The following is a 14,753-nucleotide window of genomic DNA, read 5'->3' on the forward strand; positions in this document are numbered from 1 at the left end:
TGGCCAGGCTATCACGATCGACGAAGGAGCAAATGCCGAAACGGCGGTTGTCTCTTCGGTGAGAGGCCGTGGCGCCGCAACCATCACACTTGTCGCACCCCTCGGTCGCGCTCACGCCGCTGGCACTCAGATTTCGGGTAGCGGCATCAGCATCACAACTCCATTGACACGGACTCATTCCGATGGATCTCAGGTCTTCAACAGCGTTCCCACTCCTGGCGCGCCGAACCAATATGACGCTGGAAATCATTAAGCTGTAGGCACTGAGATCCCTCAGAACGGCTCTGTCTTTTTTGCTGGAAGTCCTGCCGGGTTGGAGGATCGGGTGTCGGTGAGGGAATTCGGCAGACTACTAGATGTACGAACGACATGACCCAATGATTACCCTTCGCAAGCTATCTGAATGACTGATGATGCCGTCTTTGAGCGGCTTGCTACAGCTATTCTTCGCGAGACGCGACTGGAATACTCCGCGCTACTACGGGTCACTACACCAAACGTCAAAAATTGTACGCGAAGGAATTTCGATCACTGGTTTGAGGCTGTTCTCAAAGCTGTCTCGCAGCCGTTCGACTAGGAGTTCCTGGCCGTCATGATTCCCGCGATGCTGCCCCCGCCGACGCTGCTCAAGGTATTCGAGTTCGCCGCGGATGTCTTCGAGATGCGCCCGGCACTCTTTGCCACTGCGATGTTTGTGGGCAAGTTCATTCAATTCCTTGTCTGCGCGCTGATCACTATCTTTTACGGCCCCCAACTCGTACACGGACTCACCGGTATAGCAAAGCGCCACGCAGTTCTCACTTGGTCGGTGTTCGGTCTACTGCTGGTAATAGTGGGTATCTGGTTCTCGCGCAAAGCAAAGGAATCTCGCTCGCCGAGAACCGACTTGAGAACCGATCAGAGCCTATCAGCCGATGAATGGCCAGTGTCTGTTGGACAGCTCAAGAAAGGGAAACTTTATGTGTAGCGCCTGTAGCTCAAGGCAGGCTTGAGGGCGCGATAGATGGTTTTGATCGCGCATGTGGAAGCGTGTCGAGATAATCCCGTTTTCGTAGAGCACGGGTGGTCGTGATCTCTTTGGGCGAAAGCTTGAACCCTTGTCTGCTTGCACCCGGTCTGCCCGCTTGATGGAGATTAGGAGGGTTTCCGTCGATGAGCGAGGCTGATGGCTATGTCTGTCCGCACCCAGTTTCGTTTCCAGGCTTCAGCCTGATTCTCATCAAAGGAAAGCTGGCAGATCCGAGCTTGTTGTCCGGTACCGAAGTTACTCCACCGAGGGCTAATCGAACTTTGACAAAGTAACCATAGGCAATCTCCTCCAAGGGAACCGCAAACAATCACGATTTTCTCATGGGCTGACTAGCGTGAGAGAAGGCGCTTATCGAAAGGGAAGCGTCCCACAACCTGGGGCTTAATATTGTGGGCCTCTGACACTAATGGATTGAAAATGCAGTTCTTCGCCACCGGCACGATTACAGATGGAACAAGCAACCCAACCTTCTTCGATTCCGACAGCCGGCTGTTCCCAATATTTTGGGTGATAGTGATGTCTGCCTACCATTGTTGAGGGAGCGAACTTGAATCAATTGGCTCGATGAGATGATCCGGAATCTCAACTGAGAGGAGCTGATAGGTGTCCGGCATCTCGTCGTCGCGCCCAACGTAGACGATTGTTTTCTAAGAGGCAAAGTGCTGGGTGGTATGAAAGATACACGACACGCCGACCTTGATTGCGTGTATGCCATCGGCCATCTGCGAATTCGCCTCCTTTCCAGTCAGGTCTGCGTGGTTACTGACACGGTATAGGATCAAACGAAGATACCCTCATCGATCTGATAGAGCATTTGGCGTACAAGGTCTCCGCCGACTTCACTGCGAAGCATATCCAAAGGGGAGCGGCCTTCCAGTCCCCGATTTGCACTCTGAGCCACCGCAACGCTTTGTCGTGATTGCCAAACACGCGATCGGCCAGTGCAAGAATTTTGGCGATACGCAAAGTGCAGTCAGCCTCTTCCGGGGATAAGGGCTGCTTCTTGTCTTTCCTATGTTTGAGCGTCCGAGCAGGTAAGACGACGCCATGAACTTCACTGAAGGTCAGGCCTTCATTGCGCAGTATCTCGACACTACTGATCGGGATGCCCTCCTCGACCATCATGGCCAGTTGGAACTCGGTTGGGCGCTTTCCAAAGATTGAATCAAGGATGCGATTTTCCGCTGTAACGTCCGGATCTGAGACCGGCTGCTGGGATGGAAGCTCATTGACGGCTAAGGTGTGGCATATGCCCCTAGAGCCTCAAGCTGCGGGATGAATCAGACAAGAGGACAAACATAAAGCGAAGACACTCTCAATGCCAAAAATCGCTCCATCGTAGGATGTACCGTTCTTGAAGATCCCAAAGATGCCATGTAGTAGTTTGCGGGAGACCGCCATTAGTGCTTGAAGCTTGGTCTTATGGCGGGCCTGCAGGTGCAGGTAGAAGGCTTTCAGGTGGGGGGTCGAAGCGGACGCCGACAAGGGCCGGCATATAGAGTGCGCGTCTGAGGTACCGGTTTCCATGCCGACTGATTCGCGAGGGCTTGTAGACTGAGCTGCGAGAGATCTGGTTTGCCGGATCGAGTCCGCTATGTGCGTCCCACTGGCGTGCGGTCATCTTCGGATCGAGCGCCACAAGCTCACCGAGCAATTGCAGTGCGCTGGTCTCAGCGATTCCTGGAATTCCGATCAGCTGTTTGAGTTTCGGCTTCAGTTCCTCACTCTGATCGACTAACGACAGTGCCGCCTTGCGTAGTCGCAGGATGCGTTTCTTCAGCCCATCCAGCGAATGCTTCAGATCCTGACGAATACAGCGTGGCGTCGTCGCCGATACCTCAGCTGCATGTAGCCGGTTGTTCAATCGCGTGTGCTCGTCGGTGAGCGCGACGAGATGCCGGCTAATCGCACGCAACTCCAACGCGATCATACCGGGACGCTGCCAAGCGACAAACTGCATTCGCCGGCTATACTCGGCCAGCGCCACTGCATCGGCTGCGTCTGTCTTTGATCGGCGAAGCGTCTGAGCAAATCGATTAGCCATCTTGGGATTCAGGACGGCGACCTCGATGCTCGGTGCCATATCCAGCGCCATCGCCAGGTCCGGCGAATAGACTCCCGTAGCCTCTAGCGACACTCTGCCCCTCTCTCCTCCCTTCAGCAACCAACCGATTAGTTGTTTGTGGCCCGCCGCCGAGTTGGCAGACTCCCGCTGCTCGAACCCCTCCCGATTCTCTCGTTGAACTGCCACGGCCAGCGTCGCCGCACTCACATCAATTCCCGCATACACCGTTACATGATTGGAAACAGATTCCTTGCTCATCGCTCTCCTCCGGCGTTACTCTGAGCTCCGGCACCGTCCCGCGTCCGCTTCGAACGGACTTGCTCTTTTCGCCAACCTTGAACATGTAGGCTCAAAAGGCCTCCGATTCTCCACGGCGTCATAAAGAGAGGGACGGGGCCGATCTTGGAGCAGGTTCAGCTTGCACTGGCCTCAGGACTGTACGGCCTCTCCGCCGAAACGTAAATAAGCATTACGCCTCAAACCGCAAGATACAAGGACTGTGAGAAGAGAGGGAAACGGCTTTATGTTTTCCTCTTTTCCCATCAGGCCGTCATTTCCACCGCCTTCAACCCCTCGCGCGAAACGTCCTCTGATCCTTTACGTGAGGAGGCGTTCACCATAGCCAAAGTAGTAACTTCCTCTGGGTTGTGTCTGGCCACCGCGTGACGCGCAGTAGCCTGGAACGGTGGCTTCCACCGCGTTACCCCTCTGGGTCAGCCCATTCACACTGGCCAACTGAGGAGCGGCTTTGACTCAGATGCTGCTTTACGAGGTCGGGCGGGTATTTATTAATGTAAAAGCTAACAAGCGGAAAAGCTTACTTTGAGACTGGTCGGGATTGGAGTCCAGACTCCGGGGAAAGCTGGACCTGCTCGCCGTTTGCAACATAATCGTCACCTCCGACGGCGCAGCCGTGCGGAACTGTTCGACCTGCTACGGCTTGAGGTCGATCCCCTTGCCGTGTGTAAACACGTTTGCGCCGAGACCGATTTCCCCACCGCTGGCCGCTCGAAGTACAAAGCCGCTGCCCCATTTAGAATCGATGCACAGCCATATTCGGCCGACGCGTTCCATTGGAGACATTCATGCGCATCTCAACCGCAGGTAGGCTCTACGCGGCACTAGGAGGACTCTTCTGCGGTTTGATTATTTTGAGTGCGTGGTGGCAGCGCAAGCTGCTTCCTTCGCTTCTCGGACTGCTTGATGAAGACACTCGCCTCTTTCTCACGAGGACACTCTTCTATGTCGGCGGCAAGCCGGTCAGAGTCTGGTTTCTGATCAAGGTTTTTCTGTTCCTGGTATTTCTATCCCTTCTCTCCCGGTTTTCGCGATATGTGATTCGGATACTTATACGCCACAACCCTAACTTTGGAGAGCATCGGCAATACATTCTTGTCCGATTCGTCTCCTTCTTTATCTATGTGGCGGGTATCCTCATAGGAATCCATGTTGAGAGGATCAGCCTCAGCACGCTCGTCATTCTCGGCGGCGCGTTGGGAGTGGGTATCGGGTTCGGTCTTCAATCGTTGGTCAGCAATCTGATTGCGGGCCTCATTCTCCTGGTCGAGCAGCCGATTCACATCGGCGACCTGATCGAATTCGGAAACAAATCCGGTGAAGTAGTGCGGATTGGAACTCGTTGTTCCTTGATCAAGACCTCCGACAACGCTCTACTGGTGATTCCGAATTCCGAGTTCGTCACGAAAGATATCCTTAACTGGACAGCCAGCGATCCCAAGATTCGGGTCTCCATTCCGGTGTCGGTTGCTCATGGCAGCGATGTGGAACAGATCGTCCGGGTGTTGCTCGGATTGGCGGCGGAACACGCAGACGTCCTTGAGAACCCGGCCTCCGAGGTTATCCTCGCTGAGCTTGGCCAAAGTTCGATCACTCTCACGCTTCGAGTCTGGACGGTCAAAGGTGCCAGCGATTTTGCGAAGCTGCGTAGCGATATTTATTTTCAGATCGTGCAGCGTTTCAAAGAAGTGAACATTGAACTGCCTTTGCCTCAATTGGAAGTTCATTGGAGGAGCAATGGAACTGCCGGTCGGGGGGTTCCTCCAGAGTAAGGGTTCGGAATGCAACTTGTATGCAGGAGGAGCAGATGAGAGCAGATCGTCGGCAATTCAGTCTCGGGCTCACGACCACGTTATTTGGCTTAGGGATGAGTCAAGGGGCCTACGCCCAGAAATCAGACAGCTCGGCCGGAGGATCGAAGCCGACCCATCATTACTTTTTCAAAGACCCGACGTTTGAAATGATCTTTCTCACGAGTCTCGGACGTGCCTACCATTGCGGGGGCAACGTCGGGAAGGTGCTTTATCTGACTCGACAGGTTGAAGACGGGAACTTTGAGAGTGCGTACCTCGCGTTCATGCAGGCTGGCGATGAAGCCCGGCAACTGGCGGAAGGATCCGCAAGCCATGGCCACAAAGAAAGCGCAAGGCAGGCTTATCTCTGGGCACAGAATTTTTATGACAGCGCAACCTACTTTGTCGATGGTTCCAAAGATCCGACACGGTTCCTGGCCACCTGGGAGTCGCTGTACGCCTGCTGGCTGAAAGCGATGCCTTTGTTTGAACCGGCAATCGAGCCAGTGAAGGTCCCTTACGAAAACACTGAACTTCATGGATTCTTCCTCCGGGGAGCAGGTAAATCAAAGAAACGTCCGCTGCTGATTCTTTCTAACGGCAGCGACGGCTCCCTGCTGGATATGTGGCTCTGGGGCGGCGCCGGAGCACTGGCCCGCGGATACGATTGCCTGATGTTCGATGGCCCAGGACAAGGCTACGCCCTTTGGAAGCAAAAGCTTTATTTTCGGCCGGATTGGGAGAAGGTAATCTCGCCAGTGGTCGATTATGCGGTCTCCAGGTCCGATGTCGATCCGAAGAGAATAGCCATTCAGGGAATCAGCCAGGGGGGATACTGGGTGCCTCGTGCTGTCGCATTCGAAAAGCGAATCGCAGCCGCCATCGCCGATCCGGGCGTAGTCGACGTTTCGACCTCCTGGACCGCCAGCCTGCCTCCGCCACTGCTCGCTCTGCTGAATGCTGGACGAAAGGCTGAATTCGATGGGTTTTTGGCGAAGGCTTTGAGCCCCGGGGCGAAAGCAAACCTCAATTTTCGTATGAGGCCTTTCGGATTTTCATCGTACTTCGATACCTACAAAGCAGTATCGGAATACAACCTGCGAGGAGTCGCCGATCGGATCACCTGCCCATTGCTGATCACTGCGCCCGCAAATGAAACGTACTGGCCTGGCCAATCACAACAACTCTACGATTTAGTGAAATCACCGAAGATGTTGGTCCATTTCTCCGAGAGTGATGGGGCCGACTTGCATTGTGAGCCTAAGGGAACCGGGCTGCGCGATCTTCATGTGTTCAACTGGCTCGATCAAACATTGCGGTAACGCCCGATGCACAAGGTTCGTCATCAAACTCGCCGTCCCGCAAGGCTAAAGCCGTGTAGGACGTTAGCTCTCGCTCAGGAGATAAGCAGCGATCATGCATATTGAAGCCAGACTGGAAAGGATGGGACTGCGCTTGCCCAATGCCCCTGGGCGATGGAAGCGTAAGCAGGGGTAGGCTGAACGTCAGCTAATTTAGTTGTGAAGTGGGTCAAGCACAACGGCACAGTACTTTCGGTTAAGTCGGCAAGCATACAGACTGCGATCCTTAACTGAGATACGCGATAAGAGCGAAGGGAGAGGGTCGTCTATCGTGTCTTACAACTTATCGTTTACCAGAACCTATGAAGGCCTATTGAGGGTGGCAGTTGCCATTGATTTGTCTTATGAAGCATTAGCGAAGACGGTTCCACTCGAGCCTTACAACACTAGCCTCTCTTCGAATCCCAGAACTACGCGACCGCGGTGTACCAATCGGCTCTGACCCACCAAGTTCGGAAAGAGTTCCCGGCGCTCATTGAGCGCGCTCTCGCGTTGGCTCGCAGTCTGCCAGTCGGCATCGCTCGCAGTATCTTTGTTCCGCTTTACGGATGTTTTTGCCATGAAAATGGCATGCGCAATTGTTCTACAGGTAAAGGAATATTTCTACAGGCTAAGGCAAATTTCTACACCTTTAGGAATCGCTTAAGTCTTTTGTCTTCATCAAAGCCGTTCTACAGGTAAAGGAAAAACGACACCGGGGCAACCAGCACGAACAACGGTGCAGGCAACTACGCTCTCGTTGACACCTCGAAGCTTTATAACGGCGCGCATACGGTTAACCATTGGGTGAACGCGGCGGCTCTCACCAACGCACCTGTCGCCACTGGACCGAACGAACTCTTCGCCTTCGGTGGTCAAGCGGCACAGGCAAACGGCCCGAACTTCCATCGCGGAGACGTAGGGCTCCAGAAGCAGTGGCACATTCCCTTGAGTGGCATTCTAGAGGGTGTTAGGGACTTGACGTGAGAGTATGGGCCAGATTTCTGAGCATGAGGGTGGCGAAGGCGAGCAGGTGTAGACCTTTGAGGGTTGTGTCGAGCCGTTCGTAGTCCCTGGCGAGGCGTCGGAATCGGGCTGCCCAGGCGAAGCTTCGCTCGACCACCCATCGTCTTGGCAGCAGCACGAAGCCTCATTTGGCCATGGGGTGTTTGACGACTTCCAGTCGCAGGCCGTGCTGTTGAGCGGCTTCGGCGGCGTTCGGTCCGGTGTAGCCCTGGTCGACATACGCCATCTCGACGGTGCCGCCGGTTACTTGCTGCACCTGTTCAGCCAGCGCGGCCACCTGCTCGCGGTCGCCCTGATCGGCCGGTGTCACGGTCAGGGCCAGCAGATGTCCCAACGTATCGACCGCGATGTAAACCTTGGAGCCCTTGCGCCGCTTGGCTCCATCGTAGCCTGCCCGCGCTCCCGATTCGGGCGTCGATTGCAGTGTGCGGCTGTCGATGCATACCACGGTCGGCTGACCCTTGCGTCCGCCCACTCGCGTAACAGGGAGCCCACATCTGCCACCAACAGGTTGAAGCAATCGGCCTTCAACCAGCGCTGCATCTGCTGATAGACCACCCACCATGGGCCAAACTCGCGCGGAAGAAAACGCCACTGTCCGCCCGTCCGTGCCACATAACGCACCGCATTAAATACCGTGCGCAGATCATGCTTGCGCTGCGGGCTGTCCTCGCGGCACAGCAGCAGATACGGCAATACAAACGCCCACTCCTCGTTCGTCACATCACTCGGATAGGGTTCAAATCCCTTGCCAGCCATCCTTCCATGCTCGACAAACAATCCAGCCGCGCAAAGAACCTAGACAGGTACAAAGTCCCTAACAGACTCTAGAGTCCCGCACAGAAGCGTTCAGCATTACGAACACGCCGAACTTCGGGCAGCCTGGATCCCTCACACCCACGGCGAGCAACTTCGCCTCCATCACCAACACGAGAAACACGCCGAACGATTCGCGCCAGGTTCAGTTCGCAGTGAAGCACATCTTCGGACACGATCTGTAAACAGTGGCAGGATGGCTCTCCGCGAGCCATCCTGCTTCCTCAACCAAATGGACGGTGATGGGTGAGCCGGATACGCTGTTGGTTTGCGGGATCGGAGGGTGCTCCCTGCACACGCAGACGCACAAACCCCAGCCCAGAAATCGCTTATTTAGCCAGGTTCGCTAATCCGGAGACATTTCGGTGGTTAGGATGAGATGCTCGGCAGCATTGCATTCGCAATTGCGCCGTTATTCGTATGGAATAAACAAAGAACTTATTTGTTTTTTGCTTGGTGAGATTTTATCGGGCGTGATGTAGAGCAAATAAGTACTTTGAAGTCATAAGCAACAACCTTACAAATCGTCAGAGTAGGCGGAGAGCTTGCAGTTTAACTAACACATTCGTAAACCATGCAACTTTGTTACCTATAAGTTGAATTGAGTGTTATGGCCCACCATAAAAAAGTAAGTACTGCCCTAAAGGGCAGAACCTTTGTAAGCAATATTATTCTATGAGAGAGTAGATTTGCTCAGTAGCCTTGTCCCCAAGAACGCGAATGAGCGCAAATAGACTATGGCACCATGGAAACTGTTCTCCTCGTTACAAGTTGTGACTCTGCTTGTTGTTTCCGGCGCGCATCACCACGCCGTAAGTCAAGAGCCTAAAACGGCGTTGAGCCCTGGCGAAATCATCTACAACAATCGGTGCGCCGGTTGCCATGACCGTCCCTATGCCACGAGAGCCCCATCCAAGGCGGCACTCAATACGATGACGGTTGCAGCAATCAGCGATGCACTTACGGAAGGAATTATGAAGGTGCAGGGCTCGGGTCTAACGGAGACTGAGCGCGCCGATCTAATCCGTTATCTGACTTTGGGACGAAAAGAGTTGGCTCCTCCCAAGGACACTTGGTCTGACGGTATGATGTGCCCGGCCGACCGTCGCGCAGTCGACCTTAGCAGCGCGGCGCCAGTAACTGATTTTGGCTTCGATAAACGGAACACTCGAAGTTTGACCGCACGACAGGCGGGTCTTACAAAGGCGGATCTGTCTAACATGGAGCTCGCTTGGGCAATCGCGATTCCTGGCGGGATGACGATGCGCACCCAACCCGCCATCGTCGGTAATACCGTGTTCCTGCCGGTGGCCGATGCACGTTCCGTTTATGCCTTTGATGTGTCGCAGCCCCTGAAGCCATGCGTAAAGTGGATCTACAAAACGAAAAGCAAGTCGGCCCTCCGCACTAGCGCTAGCTATGGTGCCCTGGCGGACGGTCGAGGTGTTATCGCATTCTCGGGTTCCGATACCACCGCCTATTTGGTCGACGCCAAGACAGGTAAGGAAATATGGACCAGGCATATTGGAACCTATCCCTACTCTCTGGCCACGGGAACGCCTGTCGTACTGAAAGATCGGATCATTGTCCCGATCTCTCAGTACGAAATTCTTGTTGCCGAACCGAACGAGCGGAGCTGTTGCACAAATCACGGCTATGTGGTGTCGCTGGACCCAAAGGATGGGTCACAACAATGGCGGTACGACACGATGGAGGAAGCCAAGCCGATCCGCGATCGCGGTGACGGAAAATATCTGTACGGACCTTCCGGGGCGCCGATCTGGTCGTCACCAGCCGTGGACGAGGAGAAGGGCGTTATCTTCTTCGGCACCGGCGAATCGAATTCACCGCCAGTCAGCAAGAATACGGACGCTATTATCGCTGTCGGGCTCGCCGACGGCAAGGAGAGATGGAGCTATCAGGGTACGAACAACGACATTTATCTGTATGGTTGTGGTCCTCACCCAAAGCCAGACCAACTAAATTGCGTCAAGGATGCTGTTTATCGAGACGTGGACTTCGGCGCCTCGATGATCCTTGCTTCCCTGAAAGGGGGCAAGGAGGCGATGTTCGGCGGCCAGAAATCTGGCACCGTTTGGGCACTCGATCCATCCACTGGAAGACTTCTCTGGCATAACGATCTTGGCAGAGGCAGCCCGCTGGGAGGCATACATTGGGGTATTGCCTTTGCTGATAACACCGTATATGCCCCGATCTCCGCGGTCAACGACGCCTATCTGGATTCGTTGCTTCCAAATCAACCTCCGCCTTCTCCGTTTAAGTCCGGTCTATACGCGCTCGACGCCTATAGTGGCAAAGTTCGATGGAACTTTGCCACTGAGCCCGATTGCGAAGGAGATCGAAAAATACGCGTTCCAAACTGCGCGAAGGACATCGGCATGTCGGCAGCGCCAGCCGTCATTGATGGCGCTGTGGTCGAGGGAGCACTGGACGGGTATCTTTATGTGCTCGACGGCGGGAATGGCAAACTGTTGTGGAAGTTCGATACCTCGATCACCTATCAAGGTATTAACGGGGTCGCTGGCAGAGGTGGGGCGATCGATTCTGCCTCAATTTCAGCAGCTAATGGTCTTCTGTTCGTCAACTCAGGCTACAACATGTTTGGGCAAACATCTGGCAACGTGTTTCTTGCATTCAAACCAAAAGCCGGACGCAAAGCGAGCAACTCCTCAGACCACTGATTCCTTGAAGTGGGGTCCGCGGATAACGCTGAACGACGAGTCTTAGCGTGGAGTCGAGAAAAGTTGTTGTAGTTAATCCCGCACATATCGTCCCAGATCCGCTGCATTCGAATCAACGAGTGCCGTCCTGCAATCAGCATCGACAATGCCCAACATGGAACGAATGCGGTATCGTCAAAGCGATGAAGGGCAGGCATCCCATGACGTTGCGCAAACATCTGGAGCTAGCCTGTGCCCTCCTGCTGAGCGCCGCGTTCTGCCTCCTCACAGCGCGTCCGCTCTACGGAGCTTTGGAGCCACAGCCGCAGTACACCCGCAGCGTTTGGAAAGTCCAGGATGGGCTCCCCGAAGACACCGTACAGGCACTCGCCGAGACGCGTGACGGCTATCTCTGGATCGGCACCACCGGCGGTCTGACACGCTTTGATGGCAACCGCTTCCTGCTCAACGGTTCGAACACACTGCCTTCGCCGGGCGTCAATAGTATCTTCTGCCTGTCCGCTTCCCAGGATGGCGGCCTCTGGATCGGGACCGAAGGCGGAGGCCTGTTGCACCTGCTCAATGGTACCGTCAGACACTTCGGCGCATCCGAGGGCCTAACCGACGGCTTCGTGCGCAGCGTGCTCGAAGATCGTCAAGGGACCATCTGGGTCGGCACTGACGGCGGTCTCTTTCGCGTGCGAGGAGACCACGTCCAGCGTGTCGAGCAGGCCGACGCCATGGGTCCGCTCGCCGTACACGAACTCTCCGAAGATCGTTCCGGAAGAGTATGGGTTGGAGGCTCGCGGCTCCTCTCGATCGAAGAGGGGCAGACGAACTTCTACAACCTGCCGGGCTCTTACAGCAGCAACCGCGTTAAGACCGTCCTGCAAACTGTCGATGGCACCGTGTGGGTAGGCACGGTCAGTGGGTTGGAGCGACTCATCGGCAACCGTTTCGAACCCGTCCCCGCCTTGCAGGGCACCGTACGAACGCTGAAGCAGACGAGCGACGGAACCCTCTGGATCGGCACCATCGGCCATGGTGTCTGGACCTATAAGAGCGGCATCTTCTCGCATCCAGAGGGCCTTTTGCCGGGCAACACTGTCCTGAAGATCTTTGAGGACAGCAGCCACCAAGTATGGCTCGGCATCCAGGGCGGACTGATCCGCCTGAGCAGGACACCAGTGCGCGTCGTGCCTCTCCCCCATGGCTCCGATGCAGACTTCGAAACCATCTCCGACAACGTCAACGGAAGCCTTTGGGTCGTTGCCTCTGGCGTGTACAAGATCAGCGATGGGGTCGCACGGCCCTACGTCTTCGCAGAACTTCCTCACGTAATGCCGCGAACCATTTTCCGTGCACGCGACGGCGACCTATGGGTGGGCACCGACGGCACTGGAGCGTATCGCATCACGCCGCGCGGCGTCGTCCACTACTGCGCTCCGCACGAGCTCACGAACAACTTCATCCGCGCCTTCATGGAAACGCGCCACGGCGACATGTGGGTAGCAACCGACGAGGGCGTCAGTCGTATGGCGGCACAAGGCGTGCAGAAGCTCACGATGAAGGATGGCCTCGTCTACTTCAGTACCCGCGCTCTCTTCGAGGATCACGCTGGAGACATCTGGATCGGCACCGATCAGGGGTTGAGCCACTGGCATCAAGATAGTTTTGTCCACGATCTCCTTACGGATGCCCTGCGCAATGAGAAGGTCTGGTCGATCTACGAAGACCCCACCCACACCCTCTGGTTCGGCACCCGAGACCACGGTCTGTTTCGTTACCAGGACGGCCGCGTCTCCCACTTCACCATCGCGCAGGGTCTCGTCAGCAACAGCATCTATCAGATCCTCGAAGACGGTCAGCGCCGCTTCTGGCTCAGTGGACCGAACACCATCTCGTCTCTTGATGAGCGCCAACTCCACGACGCTCCAGGCGCTGCGGAGCATCTCGCCGTGTCGGTGTACACCATGCCGTATGGAGCCGAAGGTGCGCAGATGTATGGCGGCAGGCAACCCTCTGGCTACCTCGATCCGGACGATAGCGTGTGGTTTCCAAGTAGTAAGGGCGCAGCCCATGTCCGGCTCGAAGGTTCCCCAATATTGACCATGCCGCGAGTAGTTCTGGAGACTGTAACCCTTGATGGTCGAATTCTTCCACCAGCACAGACCGTCTGGCTGCCCTCTCGCATGGCACGACTCGCCTTCAGTTATGCGCCCCTGTCCCTCAGGCCGCAGGAAGGTATTCGCTACCAGTACAAGCTCGAAGGCTTCGACAAAGACTGGGTCTACGCAGGTACCAACCTCGAAGCCTTCTACACCAATCTTCCGGCAGGCCACTATCGCTTCTCTGTGCAAGCCTTCGATGTCAGCAACCCCGCGCACAGGACAGAGGCCCACGTCGACGTCCAACGCGCTCCATTCCTCTGGCAGCGATGGTGGTTCCTGGCCTTGAGCGCAGCGACCATCCTGCTTGCGGTCTGGGCCATCTATAGGCTGCGCATGCATCAGGTACGTCTGCGTTTTCGCGCCGTCCTTGACGAGCGCGGACGGCTTGCACGCGAGATGCATGATACCGTTATCCAAGGCTGCACCAGCGTTTCGGCACTCCTCGAAGCCGTGGCAAGCCTCAAAACCGAAGATCGCAAGGTGAAAGAAGATCTGCTCCATCATGCGCGCATGCAGGTTAGGACGACGATCGACGAAGCGCGCCACGCAGTTTGGAACCTACGTCACGACGACGGCTCTACAATTGACCTCAACACCTCCATCGCTGCGATTGTGGCGCAGACCTGCAAGGACTCTGGAACCGCTGTCGATCTCTCACAAGAAGGCGTCCCTTTCTTCGTGCCCGGAGCCATCGCGCGCGAGTTGCTGATGATCGTCCGCGAGGCTATCTATAACGCGATGCTGCACGGCCATCCGCGCAGCATCACGGTGGCGATCCGGTATGAAATCCCGCGCCTGAGCCTACTCGTCGACGACGATGGCGCGGGCTTCGTCGTGGCTGAGATCCCCTCTGAAGGCCACTATGGCATCACCGGCATGCGCGAACGCATGGAGCGCATAGGAGGCACCTTCGTCCTTCACAGCAAGCCCGGAAGAGGGACGGAGATCGAACTCACTATCAGCCGCGCTGTCCTCGAATCGAAGTCCGCGCAAGGTCGGCGCTGGACCATGGCCTAAAGGTTTAGGCTCCGGATGTAAGCATGATTTGTGCCGACCCAGCGCAGGGCTGGTTGCCTTGAGCGTCATCGATCCGGCCCGTCTGCCTCGTTGCAATCCGCTGCATCGCACCGGCCGCATTCTCAATCTGCTCATTAGGATAAACTCCGAGTCGGTTACGCCTTCATTGCGAACCGCGTCCGTGATGTTCCACAATCGCGCGCTCGGCTGTAACTTCAAGTGCGCGGATGCAGGTTCCCCACTGCGCAATATGAAGGGGTTCGTCACGCGGGGCCATGTGTGGCGATAGATGCCTGATCCGGAGTACCAGCGGCAGTTCGGTTGCCGCGAATTATCCACCCGCACGGCGATCTGGTTTGGCCGCTCTCCCGCCGCAAGTTCCGTACTCAGATCGCTTTGGTATCGAGCCACGCACCAGGCCTTTCAACGCAAGTGGATCGAGCCGCAGGGCAGACGCCGCACCAGCCATACCTGCATCATTTAGGAAGTCGCGGCGAGTAACGCGAAGAGACATGGC

The 14,753-nt window shown here is 55.9% G+C and carries 8 protein-coding genes and 1 pseudogene; 7 read left to right on the plus strand and 2 right to left on the minus strand.

Annotated features, from left to right (window positions below):
- Together HB393_RS21900 and HB393_RS21905 are read left to right on the plus strand one after the other, a co-directional pair.
- Positions 1-253: hypothetical protein (locus HB393_RS21900; protein ID WP_213807349.1), on the plus strand; the 253-nt coding region annotated here is incomplete at its 5' end.
- A gap of 339 nt (positions 254-592) precedes the next feature.
- Positions 593-967, plus strand: a complete 375-nt coding sequence (locus HB393_RS21905) for a hypothetical protein (RefSeq protein ID WP_213807350.1) — start codon at positions 593-595, stop codon at positions 965-967.
- A gap of 1,483 nt (positions 968-2,450) precedes the next feature.
- On the opposite strand, the gene HB393_RS21915 is transcribed toward HB393_RS21905, so the two are convergent.
- A complete protein-coding gene (locus tag HB393_RS21915) occupies positions 2,451-3,353 on the minus strand; it encodes an IS110 family transposase (RefSeq protein ID WP_213807352.1) in 903 nt (300 codons plus the stop codon).
- Positions 3,354-4,180: 827 nt separating this feature from the next.
- Here HB393_RS21915 and HB393_RS21920 point away from each other — a divergent pair.
- A complete protein-coding gene (locus HB393_RS21920; protein ID WP_213807353.1) occupies positions 4,181-5,164 on the plus strand; it encodes a mechanosensitive ion channel domain-containing protein in 984 nt (327 codons plus the stop codon).
- Positions 5,165-5,199: 35 nt separating this feature from the next.
- A complete protein-coding gene (locus tag HB393_RS21925) occupies positions 5,200-6,507 on the plus strand; it encodes a prolyl oligopeptidase family serine peptidase (protein ID WP_213807354.1) in 1,308 nt (435 codons plus the stop codon).
- A gap of 988 nt (positions 6,508-7,495) precedes the next feature.
- On the opposite strand, the pseudogene HB393_RS21930 reads toward HB393_RS21925, so the two are convergent.
- Positions 7,496-8,310, minus strand: a pseudogene (locus HB393_RS21930) (IS5 family transposase).
- Between the two features lie 794 nt (positions 8,311-9,104).
- Between HB393_RS21930 and HB393_RS21935 the strand changes: the two are divergent.
- The 3 genes from HB393_RS21935 (at position 9,105) to HB393_RS25395 (ending at position 14,720) form a co-directional block, all read left to right on the plus strand.
- Positions 9,105-11,069 carry a PQQ-binding-like beta-propeller repeat protein gene (locus HB393_RS21935; RefSeq protein WP_213807355.1) on the plus strand — a complete coding sequence of 655 codons (1,965 nt, stop codon included), beginning with the start codon at positions 9,105-9,107 and terminating at the stop codon, positions 11,067-11,069.
- Between the two features lie 200 nt (positions 11,070-11,269).
- Positions 11,270-14,236 (plus strand): sensor histidine kinase, encoded by a 2,967-nt coding sequence (locus HB393_RS21940; protein WP_213807356.1) that lies wholly within the window; start codon positions 11,270-11,272, stop codon positions 14,234-14,236.
- Positions 14,237-14,525: 289 nt separating this feature from the next.
- Positions 14,526-14,720 carry a hypothetical protein gene (locus HB393_RS25395; protein WP_255551500.1) on the plus strand — a complete coding sequence of 65 codons (195 nt, stop codon included), beginning with the start codon at positions 14,526-14,528 and terminating at the stop codon, positions 14,718-14,720.
- The last annotated feature ends 33 nt before the right edge of the window (positions 14,721-14,753 follow it).

The sequence above is a fragment of the Granulicella sp. dw_53 genome (assembly GCF_018449545.1).
Taxonomy (GTDB): Bacteria; Acidobacteriota; Terriglobia; order Terriglobales; family Acidobacteriaceae; genus Edaphobacter.